This window comes from Marinicella rhabdoformis, assembly GCF_009671245.1.
In the GTDB taxonomy this organism is placed as follows: domain Bacteria; phylum Pseudomonadota; class Gammaproteobacteria; order Xanthomonadales; family Marinicellaceae; genus Marinicella; species Marinicella rhabdoformis.
Genome location: NZ_VTFS01000001.1, coordinates 1,131,910 through 1,146,014 on the forward strand (window position 1 = coordinate 1,131,910; position 14,105 = coordinate 1,146,014).

The window sequence follows — 14,105 nt, forward strand, 5'->3', positions numbered from 1 at the left end:
GGCGCTAATAAAGGGGCGATTATTCAATCTCTTTTAACCTGAGCATGAGTTTTCCAGTGGGAGACCTTTCAAGCTTGATGTTTGCACCACTTCCTGGCATATAATAAACATTATTTCCCACGTTATACGAAATCATTGTGGGGGGTATATTTGCATAGTTGTCACCTTCTTCAAATTGAGCAGTAAAAACTACCATGTATTTTGAATCAGGTGAAATTTTAAACAATCCCTTCATATTTGCATTCTGCTCCCCAAATAAATTTGAATTAACAAACCGTAAATTTAAGGAAAACACTTCTAAAACTCGGTGATTCTTATCTAAAGTCATAAATATGGGGTCAAAATACTGTCCAATCATCATGCCATTAAAGTAACTTTTCGCTTCAAAATACTTGCCTTCGAAGTCAGGCAACTCGAACGCTGAAAAATAACTTTTTGTTTCACCAAACCTAAATGCTGGTGACTCAGAGTCAATTTTAAATTTGTTTTTCTTTGTAGGATGAAATTCTAGGTATGGCAATTCGCTTAGATCATCACAACAAACTGTCTTTGAATTCAATGAATCATGCTGTTTAACCAGCGGTTTGGCACAAGATTGAAGAAAAACCGCCAAAAATAGGATGTATATTTTAAATTTCATTTTGTTTAGATATTTGAATTTAAAGAATCAGAATCAGTAGCTTCATATTCATTATTACTAATTTTGAAAAAAAACCCGACACATTTCTGACCGGGCTTTGTCTTTTATACACTTAATACTTCATCAATCCCAACTCAAAGCACCACCTGTCTGGTACTCAGTAACCCGCGTTTCGAAGAAGTTTTTCTCTTTGCGCATGTTGGATTGTTCGTCTAGCCAGGGCAAAGTGCATTCGGCACCGGGGAAGGGTTCTTCGATGCCCAGTTGGCGGGCGCGTCTGTTGGCGATGTAGCGGAATTGTTCTGAGTGGTCGTCCGCTGAATAGCCGAGGATTGGGCGGCGCAGCAGGTATTTGGCGTAACCGACTTCGGCGGCTTCTGATTCGTCCCACATTTCGCGGATTTTGGCTGGGTCTAATTTGACGTCGTTTTCTTCGATGATTTGTTTCACCACGCGGATGCCGAAGGAACAATGCATGACTTCGTCGCGCATGATGTATTGCAGCTGTTCGGCGGTGCCTTTCATCAGGCCACGTCTTTGCAAAGCGAAGATAGGGCTGAAGCCGTTGTAGAACCAACAACCTTCAAAGATCGCACCAAAGAACATGTAAGCCAAGACGAAGTTTTCTAACTCGTCTTTGTCATTCAGGTCGATGCCGGGTCGCATGATGGAATCAAGTCGGCGGTTAGCGACTTGAATCTTTTGGTTGATTTCAGGCACAACACGATAACGGTTGTATATTTCGCCTTGGTCCAAACCAATGGTTTCAATACAATGCTGGTAAGTCCAAGTGTGCAAGGCTTCTTCATACACCTGACGCGCTTGGTATATTTGTAACTCTGGGGCCGACATTTTTTCCATCACGGCCAAGCCGATGTTGCGCATCGCCAAGATGTCTGAGGTGGTCAAATAGGACAACACATTTTGGTAAACGTGCTTTTCGTCTTCTGTCAGCTTTTTGTTGTAGTCATGTACGTCTTGGGTCATGTTGATATCCAAAGGCGTCCAGTGGTTTTTGTTGGCATTCAAAAAGAATTTCCAAGCCCATGGGTACTTGAACGGTGCCAGTTGATTGACGTCCGTTAAACCATTCACCACACGCTTGTCTTCAGCGCGCACTGGTTCAACACCGCTCATGGCATTTTTAATAGTGTTTTCTGGTGTGACGTTGATTGCCTGCTCTTTTTTGGCTTCAACCGCTTGTTGTGTTTTTGCTTCCGTTGCTGGCTTTTCTGCCACTTTAGGTTCGGCCTTAGATTCTTGCGTCTCTTGTCCAGTGCCTAATGGATCATCCCAATTCATCATGGTTTACTCTCTCCTCAGATAAGTTTTAAGCCCCGCGTTCATCATTATCTATGTGACGCGAGGCTGTGTTATTTTATGTTATTGACAGGCTTCGCAGTCAGGGTCAAGAATTGAACAAGCCAAAGGTGCTTGTGAACCCGGCGTGTTATCTACTGGTGCGGCTGTTGAACTGGCATCGACACTTTTCTCAACGTGTGTGGCGCCAATTGAACGCAGGTAATAAGTGGTTTTCAAACCACGAACCCAAGCCAATTTATACAGTGAATCCAGTTTTTTGCCAGAGGGTTCAACCATATATAAGTTCAATGATTGCCCTTGGTCAATCCATTTTTGGCGACGTGAAGCTGCTTCAACCAACCAGCGTGAATCCACTTCAAATGCGGTGGCATACTTTTCTTTCAAGTTGGCCGGAATGCGGTCAATCGGCTGTACGCTGCCATCGAAGTATTTCAGGTCATTGACCATCACATCATCCCACAAGTCCAAGGCTTTCAAGTCTTCAACCAAGTATGGGTTAATCACCGTAAATTCGCCCGACAGGTTCGATTTAACGAACAGATTTTGGTAAACCGGTTCAACAGATTGTGACACACCAGAGATGTTTGAAATCGTTGCCGTAGGTGCAATCGCCATGGTGTTAGAGTTGCGCATGCCTTGGGTTTTAACCACTGCACGCAAAGCATCCCAATCCAGCGTGCTGCTTTGGTCTTGTTGGAAAAATTGACCACGCTCTTGCTTCATCATTTCGATGGAATCAATTGGCAAGATGCCTTGTGACCACAAAGAACCTTCGTAAGATGGGTAGGTACCTCGTTCAGCCGCCAAATCACTTGATGCTTTGATGGCATAATATGAAACCGCTTCCATGGTGGTGTCAGCGAAACCAATCGCTTCGTCACTGGCATAACTTAAATCTTGTTTGTACAAAGCATCTTGAAAACCCATCAAGCCTAAGCCTACTGGACGGTGACGCAAATTAGATTTTCTCGCTTGCGGTACGCTGTAGAAATTGTAATCAATCACGTTATCCAACATGCGCATTGCAGTGGTGATGGTTTTTTCTAATTTCTTGTGATCAATACCGTTCTCGTTCACATGGTGCGGTAAGTTAACCGAACCCAAGTTACATACTGCAATCTCATCATCCGATGTGTTCAAGGTGATTTCTGTACACAAGTTAGATGAATGCACCACGCCGACATGTTGTTGTGGCGAGCGCACATTACATGGGTCTTTGAATGTGATCCAAGGATGTCCTGTTTCAAATAACATGCCGAGCATTTTTCGCCATAAGGTGTTGGCATCGATCACTTTGAAGTTGATGATTTCACCTGCTTGGGCTTTTTGCTCATAATATTCGTATTTTTCTTTGAACGCCTTGCCATACAAGTCGTGCAACTCAGGCACTTCTTCAGGCGAGAACAGGGTCCAGGGTTTATCCGCTGCAACTCGTTCCATAAACAAATCAGGAATCCAATTCGCCGTGTTCATGTCATGGGTGCGGCGGCGATCATCACCTGTGTTTTTACGCAACTCTAAAAATTCTTCGATATCCACGTGCCAAGATTCAAGGTAGGCACACATGGCACCCTTTCTTTTACCGCCTTGGTTCACTGCTACAGCTGTGTCATTGGCAACCTTCAAAAACGGCACAACACCTTGAGATTCACCGTTGGTGCCTTTGATGTGTGCGCCCAAGCCACGAACACGTGACCAATCATTACCCAAACCACCGGCATATTTTGATAACAAGGCATCGTCTTTGATGGCACTGAAAATTCCGTCCAAATCATCTGGTACAGTGGTCAAGTAACAACTGGACAATTGAGGACGTAAAGTACCTGAGTTAAATAAGGTTGGTGTAGAACTCATGAAGTCAAATGAACTCAACAACTCATAAAATTCAATCGCACGGTCTTCTCGGTTGATTTCATTGATGGCCAAACCCATTGCCACACGCATATAGAATGCTTGTGGTAATTCGATGCGGGTTTTACCCATGTGGATAAAATAACGGTCGAATAAAGTTTGTAAACCCAAGTAAGTGAATTTTTTATCACGTTCTGGTTTGATGGCTTTGCCTAGTTTTTCCAAGTTGTATAAGGTCAATTCACGGTCCAACAGTTTTAAATCTGCTGCGCGGTGAATGTATTGTGAAAAGTATTCAGGATAAATACTTTCCATGTCTTTTTGTGTCGCTTCTTTTTCTTGGTTGTAGATAAAGCTTAAGGCTTCACGTCTGATGCCATCCATCAACAAACGCGCCGTCACAAATGAATAATTGGGGTCTTTTTCAATCAACACACGCGCCGACATCACAATCGAGGCATTCAAGTCATCTTCAGCCATGCCATCAAAGATATTGCGCTTCACATCTTTCAAAACCAAATCTTTGGTCACACCTTTCAAACCACGTGTGGCTTCAGCTACCACTGTTTCAACACGAGAATAATCTAAGGCTTTGCGGTTACCGTTTTTATCAATCACATGCAGAACAGGTGCTTCAACCACTGTTTCTTGTTGTTTTTCTTCGCGGGCTTTAGCTCGAGCACGTTTTTCAGCTTGTTTGGCACGGTATAAAACATAATCTCTGGCGGCTTTGTGCTCACCTGCACGCATCATGGCCAATTCAACTTGGTCTTGAATGTCTTCAATATGCACCGTACCACCGTCTTCCATATGACGGAACAAAGCTTGGTAAACTTGTGCGCCTAATTTCTCGACTGTTTCCCTGACTCGACGTGAAGCCGCGGCCTGACCGCCCTCCACTGCCAAAAACGCTTTGGTCATCGCCACTTCAATTTTCGACTGATCGTAATCTGTGACCTTGCCGTTTCTGCGGATGACGCGGAATTTTGAGGCTGCTGCATTTTCTTCGACAACAGATTGTTCTTTTGATTCAGCAGCTTGGGTAAGCTTTGAATCAGATTCTTGGTGCTCTGTATGTTGCATAATGATTTGTTTGGTTGGTGATTGACGGCGGCCAAATGTGAATTTTTCGAAGCGATATTTGGCCTGACTCCCCCGCTTCAAGCAGTCATATTAAAACATGAATAATTGCGCTGGCAAGGACAATATTTACTAAAAATATAACATCAATGACTTAGCAAATTTACCTCAATTGTCTAACAACTTTGCCAGTTAAGTGGCGCCCCTTTTCTAAAAGTTAATTATTTTAGTTTTGTACCAATATCGACTTAAATTAAGTACGGCCGCAGAAGTTAATCCCACTATCAAACCCATCCACAAGCCCTTGACTCCATAACCTGCTTCAAAACATAAATACCACGATGCCACCAAGCCCAAAGCCCAAAAAGAAAAGACGTTACTGAGCATGATAAAATTCATGTCCTTGATACCACGCAAAGCACCAGCGGCGGCCACTTGTATGCCATCTGACAATTGAAAAATAGCCGCATAAAGCAACAACCCCAATGTCACTTCAGTCACCAAAGGGTCTGCTGTGTACATGGCAACCACCCAACTACCAGCAAAAATGATCACAGCAACAGATACCATCTGAGTAATCAAAACCAGTGCCACACCATACAGGCCTGCATTCCTGATGTCTGTTGGGTTTTTTCTGCCCACCGCATTGCCCACACGAATGGTGATGCCCATGGAAAGGCCCAACGGCACCATGAACAACAGTGAGGAAAAGTTCAAAGCGATTTGATGTGCAGCGACAGTCGCGGTACTCAACGACGAAGCCAATAATGTCACAACAGAAAACAACCCCACTTCCGCAAACATCGAAACGCCAATGGGAAAGCCTAATTTAAAGAAACGCCATATTTCTTTCCAGTCAGGGCGATCTAACTTGCCAAAAACATGCAAATTACGTATTACCCTGTGGTGTTTAATCACAAAAGCGTAGGCCACCATTTGAATCACCAACACCAAAGCCGATGCATAGCCACAACCCGCCGCACCCATGGCAGGCACACCAAATTTGCCATACATAAAAATCCAATTGAGTGGAATGTTACTCATTAATCCCAAAAAACTCACCATCATGGTCGGCTTGGTGATGGACATGCCATCAGCCAAATACCTGAAAGCAACAAAGAACGACAAAGGCAACACACCCCAACTGATGCCATTGATATAACCTATGGCGTGTGGAATCACATCTGGCTGTGTTTTAAACAATTCAAAAACAGGGTGCATTTGACGCAGCAACAGCGTGAACAATAAGCCCAGAATCAAACACAACCACAGTGCTTGTCGAATGAAAGGTCCCACTTTATGGTGGTTTTTGGCGCCGTCCATTTCAGAGACCACCGGCGGCACGGCCATCAGCAGCCCAAAAATAAACAATATTGCTGTTGCCCATACTGAACTGCCGACAGCCACAGCAGCTAATGTTGTGGGTCCTAAATTACCCGCCATCACGGTATCCACAACACTCATGGCCACCACAGTGACTTGACTGATGATTAATGGCATCGACAATTTGATGGTTTGACTCAAATGTCTTTTTATTGGCAAAGGTTTCTTATCACTCACGGCTTAGGTTAAACTGTTGATTTTGTATGAAAACACCATGAAAACTGCTTTTGTCACTGGCGCCACTGGTTTTTTAGGCGGCCATTTATGCCACCTTTTGGTTACACAAGGTTGGCAAATCACCGCTTTGTGTCGAAGCATACCAAAAAACCCCATTGCAGGGGTGAACTATGTCACTGGTAATTTACTTGATGCCAGTTCAATTTCTGATGCATTAGAAAACAAAACCGACGTGTTATTTCATGTTGCTGCTGACACCAATACTTGGCACAAAAACAACAGCCAACAAACCAGTACCAACATCCAAGGCACCAAAAACATCATTGAAGCTGCCGTTGCTAAACAAGTCGGCACTTTGTTATACGTTTCCTCGATAGTGACCTTTGGTGTAGATCACCACGGGTTGGTCAATACAGAAGAAAGCAACACACAGACTGGTATCGATTCATGGGTTAATTACGTTAAAACCAAAAGTCAGGCTGAACTGCTGGTAAAAAGTGCACCTTCACAATTACGCACCGTCATCACCAACCCCACACACATCATTGGTCCAGCTGATCAACAAAACTGGATACGCTTATTCAAAATGATCATCAACGATGCTTTGCCCACCATTCCACAAGGTGCAGGATCCTTTGCCGATGTGCGTGATGTGGCCAATGGTTTGATTTTGGCAGCAGAAAAAGGGAAACACAACGAGAACTACATTTTAGGTGGCAACAACTTGAACTTCCCTGATTTTATTCAACATGTTTGCCACGTTTTTGGCTGTAAAATCACGGCCAAAGTGCTGCCACATGGATTGGTCAAAATGGTGGCATACCTCAAATCCAGGTTCGCCCCGGCTGGTGGTAAAGCACCTGACATCACACCCGAATCCTTGCAAGTAATTTCACACGAATATGCCGTTTCCAGTAACAAAGCCAAAACCGAACTGGGTTATACCATCAAGCCATTAGAACAATCACTGGAAGACATCAAAGCCGACTTGATTGAAAGAAAAATTCTCACGCCATGAACCACAATAAGCCTTACAAAAAACTCATCTTCGATGCCGACAACACCCTGTTCGACTTCAATCGTGCCGAAGCCACTGCATTGGTTAACACATTAAATCATTTTGAGTTACCTTGCCCTGAAGGCATGGTTTCACACTATCGGCAGATGAATGTGGCATTGTGGGCACAATTGGACAACAAAGAAATCGACATCAAAACACTAAAACACAAACGCACAGCTGCCATCTTTGATCACATTGGTGCCGCTGTTGATGAAGCGGCTTTTGCTCACCAGTATTTAGATCAATTATCAAGCTGTGACTTCTTGTTACCTGGTGTCAGTGAAACTTTAGACCAACTTTCTGAACATTGCGACATGATGATCATCACCAATGGTTTGTCTCAAGTGCAACAACCCCGATTAAAGGCCTCCTCAATCAAAGACCATTTCAAACATTGGGTGATTTCTGAAGAATTTGGACACGCCAAACCGCAAAAAGAAATTTTTCACCACAGCTGTGAATTGATGGGGTGGACACCCAATAAAGACATTTTGATGGTGGGTGATAATTACCGCTGCGATGTACAAGGTGCCAAAGCCAGTGGTTTATCGGCTTGTTGGTTTAATCTATTTAAGCTGAATTTAGGCCAAAAAAAAACGGATTTCACAGACCATGACCATGAAATCCGTCAATTTTCTGAACTACTCGATTTAACTGTGTTCAGCTAATGCTTTATTGAACTCTTCTTGTGCGTGTTGGAACTGCTCGTAAGCGCGACCCACATACAATAAAACTTCATCCACATAACCATCTGTTGATGCCGACCACACACGGTTGATGTAGCGTTCACCAGCAGCAAAACTCGACATGATGTCAGCAAAATGCTGAATACCAAATAAATGTTTCATGCTGTCTCTGGCATCGGCGAAGCTGAGTAAATCATCTCTGAACAGTTTATCGATTTCAAAACGCATGTCATAGGTAGGAATGTTTTCCTTTTTGCCATTCAGTGTTTCTAAATTTTTCAAAATGCGGTTCATCGACAAAATTAAAACCTGTTTGTTGTTTTGTAACAAGTCGCCGTGTTTGGCTTCTTTATTGGCCGTGCTTTTATAAATGAAAGCACCAATAAAACCCAAAACCACAACGGGAATAAAATAAGCCCATTGCACGGTTTTTTCATCCAGTGAAGTCAAATAAGCACCAGCGACAAAAGCCAGGGCAACAAATATAAATGATAAATTTTTCATGATATGCTCCTTTAACCTGCCTTCATAATGACATAAACGGCGTTACCTACACCAACCAAAGCTTCTCCGACAATCAAGCCAGCGGCTATCGGTATGCCCTTGCTTTCTGACCACGATTTGCCTTTGGTGCGATCAACCACTTCACGAATCAAAGTACCCACGGCATAAGTCAAAACAATATTAAATGGCAGATAAAAACCCAAGCCAACAGTGATTCCCAAGCCCGCTTGAAGCATCGAAAGCAAACCACCCAACAATGCACCAGCAACATATTTTTCTGTCGGTACATCACCACCGGTGATGCCTTCAACCATGGAAGCCAAAGCTTGCCCTTGAGGTGCTGGGAACTCATCAGATCCCAACCCAAAGGCCTTGTCCAAAGTGAATATCAAAACAATGATCACAATCGGGCCTAACCAAGCACCAATGAATTGTCCCATTTGTTGTTGTCTGGGCGTAGCACCTACCAGGTAACCGGTTTTCAAATCCAGCATCAAATCTGTGGCCTGACTCATCGCAACACAAGTTGCCGCGCCTACAGTAACCGCCGCAACAATGGCAGGACCTGTATTCATGCCACCAAAAGTTTGCGTCACCATAATCAACAGGGTCACCGCAATCAAAGTCATACCCGACAAAGGCGACCAATTGGTTCGACCAATGGCTTCAGACAAAATGATGCCTGCCATCCAAATCCAAAGTGTACCCAATACGGCCATCATCAAGCCACGAACGATGCCCACTTCTTCAGCTGAAGTCACCGCCATCACACAAAGCAATACAGCCGCACCAACAACTGCCATGTACAACAACTTGATGGGCATTTCATCTTTACTCATGGCACTTTCCGCTTTGGCCGAAGAATGCATGGATTTCACTGCTGATTTAATCAAAGGTAAAGCGAACATCACACCGACAATCGCACCACCGATTAACATGCCAATACCTGTGGGCCTGAATAACATCAAACGCAATTGATTAGGGTCTGTGATTTGTTCACCGGCTTCATTGACAGGGAATGAATTGGTCAAATCCAACAAAGGTGCCAAGCCCCAGTAACATACAAAACCACCAATGATAAAGGCCAGACCACCGCGACCAGCAATAAAGGCCACACCCACGGTCATCAAGGACAGATACCAGGTACCATTCAAATAATTAGGCAAGCCCAATTGATCAAATAAGTGCCAGTTTTCCACGCCTGTGTACAATGTAATCACATGCACCAAGCCTGAAACCAACATCGCTATCATCAAGAATAACGCCTTACTGATACCGGCACCGGGTGATTTAAGAATCGAAGCAACCGCCACACCACCAGGGTAAGTCAATCGCTCGTAATCAATCATTTGCTTGCGCAGTGGAATAATAAAAGCGATACCCAAAAAGGCACCAGCAATGGCACCAAAGGTTAAAACATAAGGATTAAATGACGTGCCATAACCCAAAATAAAGATGGCAGGCACAGAAAACATCATGCCAGATGAAGCGCCATTAACTGCTGAGGCCACCGTTTGCGTGACGTTGTTCTCTACAATTGAACGTCTGCGCAATAAGCCACGCAGAATACCAAAGCCTAAAATGGCCGCCAATTCAGAACCCTCAATTGAAAAGCCCAGTTTTAAAGATGCATAACCAATCGAAACTGCCAGCACAATACCCAGGAAATAACCCACAATCACGGCATGTGGTGTTAATTCTGGATAGGCACCACGGGTGATTGGACCAGCTGCGTGCTGTTCACTCATGTTTTATCCTCTTTTTATTAATGTTTTAGATATTTATGCCAAGACGGCGGGGAAAGCAAGACAAGAATCTCTGTTCTTTGTGCTCACTGTCAAACCGACCTTAACCGCCAAAAGTATAGCACAGAATCTATCAATGGCTTATCGCCTTGGAAAGGCCAAATACATTAATTTAGGTTCTAAAACAATTTCACAGAATACTTGGTCCACATCAAGCTGAGCACCACAAACGCACCGCATGCGGGGTGTCACTTCAACCCATTGAATAGGCTTATGGTATATGCGCTCGCACTCCACACATTGCATAGCAATCTGATCTGAAAATTTTTCTTTCACCACCTTCTCACTAAAAGAAGCCAACAAAAGTGTGGTTAAAGCCAAAGTCGGCATCAACCACGCCCCAGCTCCGGCCCAAGGATGGGCGACTGTCATTCGATATTAAGCCAAAAGTTTTTATTCGCAAAATGATTTTTGAAATTTTGAACTGTGTTTTAGTGGTTCAACTCAAATCATTAGATTCAGCAGCTTAAAACCTTGGATACAAAAGGTACGATTCTTTTTTTTCAGCAAGGATGTCACCATAGACTTCATCCACATCCAAGACGGTTCCACAAACACAGGTCATTTTAGAGGCTTGCTCAAGCCACAAGAACGGCTTCAGGTATTTGCGCTCACATTCAACGCACTGTAACATCACTTTTTTGCTTTTTTTCATTACCTTCTCTCCACAAGAAGCCAACAATAAGTGGTTTTAAAGACTTGAAAAACCACCGACCAATTGAAACAGAACCTACCGAATCAATTCACATAAATCATATGCTTAGACTGAAATAAATCAACAATTTTCAATCAAAACAGCCATTAAATATGTCATTTAATGGCTGTGTTCTCTTTTATTTCATTGCCGCGGCTTTCAAGCACAAACTTTTGGGCTTGGCATACAAATTAAACACCGTTGCAGAAGCCATTGTATAAGCACCCACTTGGCTTGCCACCAATAAATCCCCCACAGCCAATTCTGGTAACAGTTTATCTTCATCAATCACATCAATGCTGTCACATGTGGGTCCCGCTAAAACACTGGGATACACTGGATTAGTGATGTCAAATGTTTTCAACGGTTTGATTGGGTACCTGGCATGATCAAACATTTGACCACTGAGGGCACCATAAACACCGTCATCTAAATAATACCAAGTGCGTCCACCTCGATGTGCTTTGCCTACCACTGACATCAAATGTATGGCACTGGGTCCAGCAATAAAACGACCCGGTTCAGCCAGCAAACTCATGTGAGCCGGCATCAATGACAAGGCTTCATTGATGGGCTGGCAAAAAGACTCAATATCCATGGCAGGGCCATTGTATTCAATAGGAAATCCACCACCTATGTCCAAGATACTCCAATCAACCGACGGCATACTTTGAAATAATTCGGCACACATTTCAATCGCCTCAACATGGGCATAAGGTGATGGCACTTGTGAGCCCACATGAAAAGACACGCCCGCGATTTTTATCCCTAAATTTTGTGCGTGCCTCACCAAATCGGGTACATGTGTCAACACACAGCCAAATTTTCGCGACAAATCCACCACGGCATCTTGATTTCGAAAGTTAACCCGAATCAACAGTTGAACCTGAGATTTATAGTCAACAAATTTATCTATTTCAGCCATGTTATCGACAACAAATATTCGACAGCCAAAACCAAGTGCGTACTGAATGTCACCGTCTTTTTTAATTGGGTGGGTGTGAATTGTTTGATCGGCACCTATGTGACAACTTTTCAACAAATCTATTTCACCATTGGTGGCTATATCAAAACCACAACCCAAATCATGTAAATGACGCAACACTTCAGCATCAGGTAAAGCCTTGATGGCATAGCGCATTTTAACGCCAGGCAATGCCGAACTCAGCGCTTGGTATTGTGCCGCAATTTTGTCTTCATCTACGACAAACAAAGGGGTTCCATATTGTGCCGCCAATTCACTTAACTTGGTTGCACTGTAACCTTCGATCACATCTGATACCAGTTGATCGGCCAGGTGGTTTTTTAATTCAATAACAGCAGACATCACGCTACTCCTTTAATGGCTTGGTTAATATAGGCAGGCAATGCAAAAGCCGCCACATGAATATCAGGGTTGTAATAATGGCAATTCAAGTCACAAACCCGTTGTTGCAAAACACTTGAATCCACCGATTTCAAGGCCAAATTGTTCGTTGCCCAAGCAAAGGCCATGATGCCACCTACATAAGTTGGCACAGCCGCTGTATAGAAAGCGGCCTGTTTGAACTCAGATGACAGGCGTTGATAACTGGTAGTGACCTCATCCAATTGCATAAAGCTGACGCCATTTTGAGCAACAAATACACCACCCTGATTCAAGCAGCGATTGACGCCTTGATAAAAGGAGGATGTGAACAGCACTTCGCCAGGACCTATAGGATCAGTGGAATCAGAAATGATGACATCAAACTGAACTTCTGTTTGATTAACGAAATGCACACCATCATCGATCACCACTTCAACCCGCGGGTCATCAAAAGCCCCTTGGGAATGGCCAGGCAAAAATTCGATACACATGTCGATCACAGCTTGGTCAATTTCTACTTGAATCACCTGTTCTACTGATTTATGTTTCAAGACTTCACGCAGAATGCCTCCGTCACCGCCACCAATAATCAAAACATTTTTAGCAGACCCATGGGCCAACATCGGCACGTGTGTCATCATCTCATGGTAAATGAATTCATCTTTTTCGGTGGTCTGAATGATGCCATCTAATGCCATTACCGTGCCCCACTGTTGGTTATTGAAAATAACCAAATGTTGATGATCAGTCCGGTGTTCAAACAACACTTCTTCAACTTTAAACTGTTGGCCCCAGCTTGGGTATAAGCGCTCTAAATACGAACCATTCATTTCATTTTTCCACGACGGAAGTTATCCACATCTACGTTATTTGGCGTGAAGTATTTTTCCAATACTTTAATCGCTTTTTCAGGTTTTGCATCACCACACATGAACACATCAAATGCAGCAAAATTCTTCTCCGGCCACGTGTGAACGCTGATGTGCGACTCTGCCAAAACAGCGACTCCAGAGATACCACCATTGGGCGTAAAATGATGTAAGTGAATATGAAGCAATGTGGCACCAGACTGTTTTACAGCTTCTCGCATCGCCGCCTCCATATGTGCCAACTCGTCTAATCGAGAAGCTTCCCAAAGGTCAATGATTAAATGGGTTCCAGCAAACACTTCACCATCACGGTGGATAAAATGATCTAAGCGGTCATCAGCTTCAGCTTGGTTGAAAGTTGGCCATTGATTGGCTTGGATGTCGTTTGCCACTTGTTGCAGTGCTTCGACATTGTGTACCCTATCCAGATTAACTGGGGCCTGATCAGGCGCATTTATGATGTTGTTTTTGTTCATCATTTTTCTCACTTAAAAACACCAAGACCTGAACAGCCTTGAAAAAAGTCCGGCATGGTATTTAACCAGCCTCGCAAAAAAAACCAAGCACCCTGAAGCACTTGAAAAAAAGTGCGCGAATTTTCTACAGATTCGAAAATAAAAGCAAGAAAAAAATTTCACTTTTAACATGATACAATCAAAATTAATTTTCACCCGTTTGACCCAAA

The 14,105-nt window shown here is 43.5% G+C and carries 13 protein-coding genes; 2 read left to right on the forward strand and 11 right to left on the reverse strand.

The features are described from left to right. Positions 1-19: 19 nt before the first annotated feature. From FET73_RS04975 to FET73_RS04990, 4 genes are all read right to left on the reverse strand, one after another. Complete coding sequence (locus FET73_RS04975) at positions 20-640, reverse strand: hypothetical protein (RefSeq protein ID WP_154222800.1); 621 nt, start codon at positions 638-640, stop codon at positions 20-22. 123 nt (positions 641-763) lie between these two features. Further along, the gene (locus FET73_RS04980) at positions 764-1,945 is read right to left on the reverse strand and encodes a ribonucleotide-diphosphate reductase subunit beta (protein ID WP_246172640.1); all 1,182 of its coding nucleotides are present in this window, start codon (positions 1,943-1,945) and stop codon (positions 764-766) included. A gap of 78 nt (positions 1,946-2,023) precedes the next feature. Beyond that, entirely contained in the window at positions 2,024-4,897 is a 2,874-nt protein-coding gene (locus FET73_RS04985) for a ribonucleoside-diphosphate reductase subunit alpha (RefSeq protein WP_154222801.1), read from the reverse strand. A gap of 207 nt (positions 4,898-5,104) precedes the next feature. After that, the gene (locus FET73_RS04990; RefSeq protein WP_154222802.1) at positions 5,105-6,454 is read right to left on the reverse strand and encodes an MATE family efflux transporter; all 1,350 of its coding nucleotides are present in this window, start codon (positions 6,452-6,454) and stop codon (positions 5,105-5,107) included. Between the two features lie 37 nt (positions 6,455-6,491). Between FET73_RS04990 and FET73_RS04995 the strand changes: the two genes are divergently transcribed. Continuing rightward, the gene (locus FET73_RS04995) at positions 6,492-7,472 is read left to right on the forward strand and encodes an NAD-dependent epimerase/dehydratase family protein (RefSeq protein ID WP_154222803.1); all 981 of its coding nucleotides are present in this window, start codon (positions 6,492-6,494) and stop codon (positions 7,470-7,472) included. Further along, on the forward strand, positions 7,469-8,182 hold the full coding sequence (locus FET73_RS05000) for a YjjG family noncanonical pyrimidine nucleotidase (protein WP_154222804.1): 714 nt from the start codon (positions 7,469-7,471) through the stop codon (positions 8,180-8,182). Before FET73_RS04995 ends, FET73_RS05000 begins: the two co-directional genes overlap by 4 nt. Here the strand turns inward: FET73_RS05000 and FET73_RS05005 are convergent. The 7 genes from FET73_RS05005 to speD form a co-directional block, all read right to left on the reverse strand. Continuing rightward, positions 8,165-8,704 carry a hypothetical protein gene (locus tag FET73_RS05005; protein ID WP_154222805.1) on the reverse strand — a complete coding sequence of 180 codons (540 nt, stop codon included), beginning with the start codon at positions 8,702-8,704 and terminating at the stop codon, positions 8,165-8,167. The genes FET73_RS05000 and FET73_RS05005 overlap by 18 nt on opposite strands. An 11-nt stretch (positions 8,705-8,715) precedes the next feature. Then, the gene (locus FET73_RS05010) at positions 8,716-10,452 is read right to left on the reverse strand and encodes an OPT family oligopeptide transporter (RefSeq protein WP_154222806.1); all 1,737 of its coding nucleotides are present in this window, start codon (positions 10,450-10,452) and stop codon (positions 8,716-8,718) included. 138 nt (positions 10,453-10,590) lie between these two features. Next, positions 10,591-10,881 (reverse strand): hypothetical protein, encoded by a 291-nt coding sequence (locus tag FET73_RS05015; protein ID WP_154222807.1) that lies wholly within the window; start codon positions 10,879-10,881, stop codon positions 10,591-10,593. Positions 10,882-10,975: 94 nt separating this feature from the next. Beyond that, entirely contained in the window at positions 10,976-11,164 is a 189-nt protein-coding gene (locus FET73_RS05020; protein WP_154222808.1) for a hypothetical protein, read from the reverse strand. 178 nt (positions 11,165-11,342) lie between these two features. After that, positions 11,343-12,530 carry a type III PLP-dependent enzyme gene (locus tag FET73_RS05025; protein ID WP_154222809.1) on the reverse strand — a complete coding sequence of 396 codons (1,188 nt, stop codon included), beginning with the start codon at positions 12,528-12,530 and terminating at the stop codon, positions 11,343-11,345. Beyond that, entirely contained in the window at positions 12,530-13,381 is an 852-nt protein-coding gene (gene speE / locus FET73_RS05030; protein WP_154222810.1) for a polyamine aminopropyltransferase, read from the reverse strand. The genes FET73_RS05025 and speE overlap by 1 nt, the downstream gene beginning before the upstream one ends. Next, the gene (gene speD / locus FET73_RS05035) at positions 13,378-13,896 is read right to left on the reverse strand and encodes an adenosylmethionine decarboxylase (protein WP_154222811.1); all 519 of its coding nucleotides are present in this window, start codon (positions 13,894-13,896) and stop codon (positions 13,378-13,380) included. The genes speE and speD overlap by 4 nt, the downstream gene beginning before the upstream one ends. Positions 13,897-14,105: the final 209 nt, after the last annotated feature.

Bases quoted from the DNA above. Each gene is read 5' to 3' on its own strand.
- FET73_RS04995 (WP_154222803.1), top strand. From the start codon at position 6,492: ATGAAAACTGCTTTTGTCACTGGCGCCACTGGTTTTTTAGGCGGCCAT.
- FET73_RS04975 (WP_154222800.1), bottom strand. From the start codon at position 640: ATGAAATTTAAAATATACATCCTATTTTTGGCGGTTTTTCTTCAATCT.
- FET73_RS05015 (WP_154222807.1), bottom strand. From the start codon at position 10,881: ATGACAGTCGCCCATCCTTGGGCCGGAGCTGGGGCGTGGTTGATGCCG.
- FET73_RS05000 (WP_154222804.1), top strand. From the start codon at position 7,469: ATGAACCACAATAAGCCTTACAAAAAACTCATCTTCGATGCCGACAAC.
- FET73_RS05010 (WP_154222806.1), bottom strand. From the start codon at position 10,452: ATGAGTGAACAGCACGCAGCTGGTCCAATCACCCGTGGTGCCTATCCA.
- FET73_RS04985 (WP_154222801.1), bottom strand. From the start codon at position 4,897: ATGCAACATACAGAGCACCAAGAATCTGATTCAAAGCTTACCCAAGCT.
- FET73_RS04980 (WP_246172640.1), bottom strand. From the start codon at position 1,945: ATGATGAATTGGGATGATCCATTAGGCACTGGACAAGAGACGCAAGAA.
- FET73_RS05020 (WP_154222808.1), bottom strand. From the start codon at position 11,164: ATGAAAAAAAGCAAAAAAGTGATGTTACAGTGCGTTGAATGTGAGCGC.
- FET73_RS05025 (WP_154222809.1), bottom strand. From the start codon at position 12,530: ATGTCTGCTGTTATTGAATTAAAAAACCACCTGGCCGATCAACTGGTA.
- FET73_RS05005 (WP_154222805.1), bottom strand. From the start codon at position 8,704: ATGAAAAATTTATCATTTATATTTGTTGCCCTGGCTTTTGTCGCTGGT.
- speD (WP_154222811.1), bottom strand. From the start codon at position 13,896: ATGAACAAAAACAACATCATAAATGCGCCTGATCAGGCCCCAGTTAAT.
- speE (WP_154222810.1), bottom strand. From the start codon at position 13,381: ATGAATGGTTCGTATTTAGAGCGCTTATACCCAAGCTGGGGCCAACAG.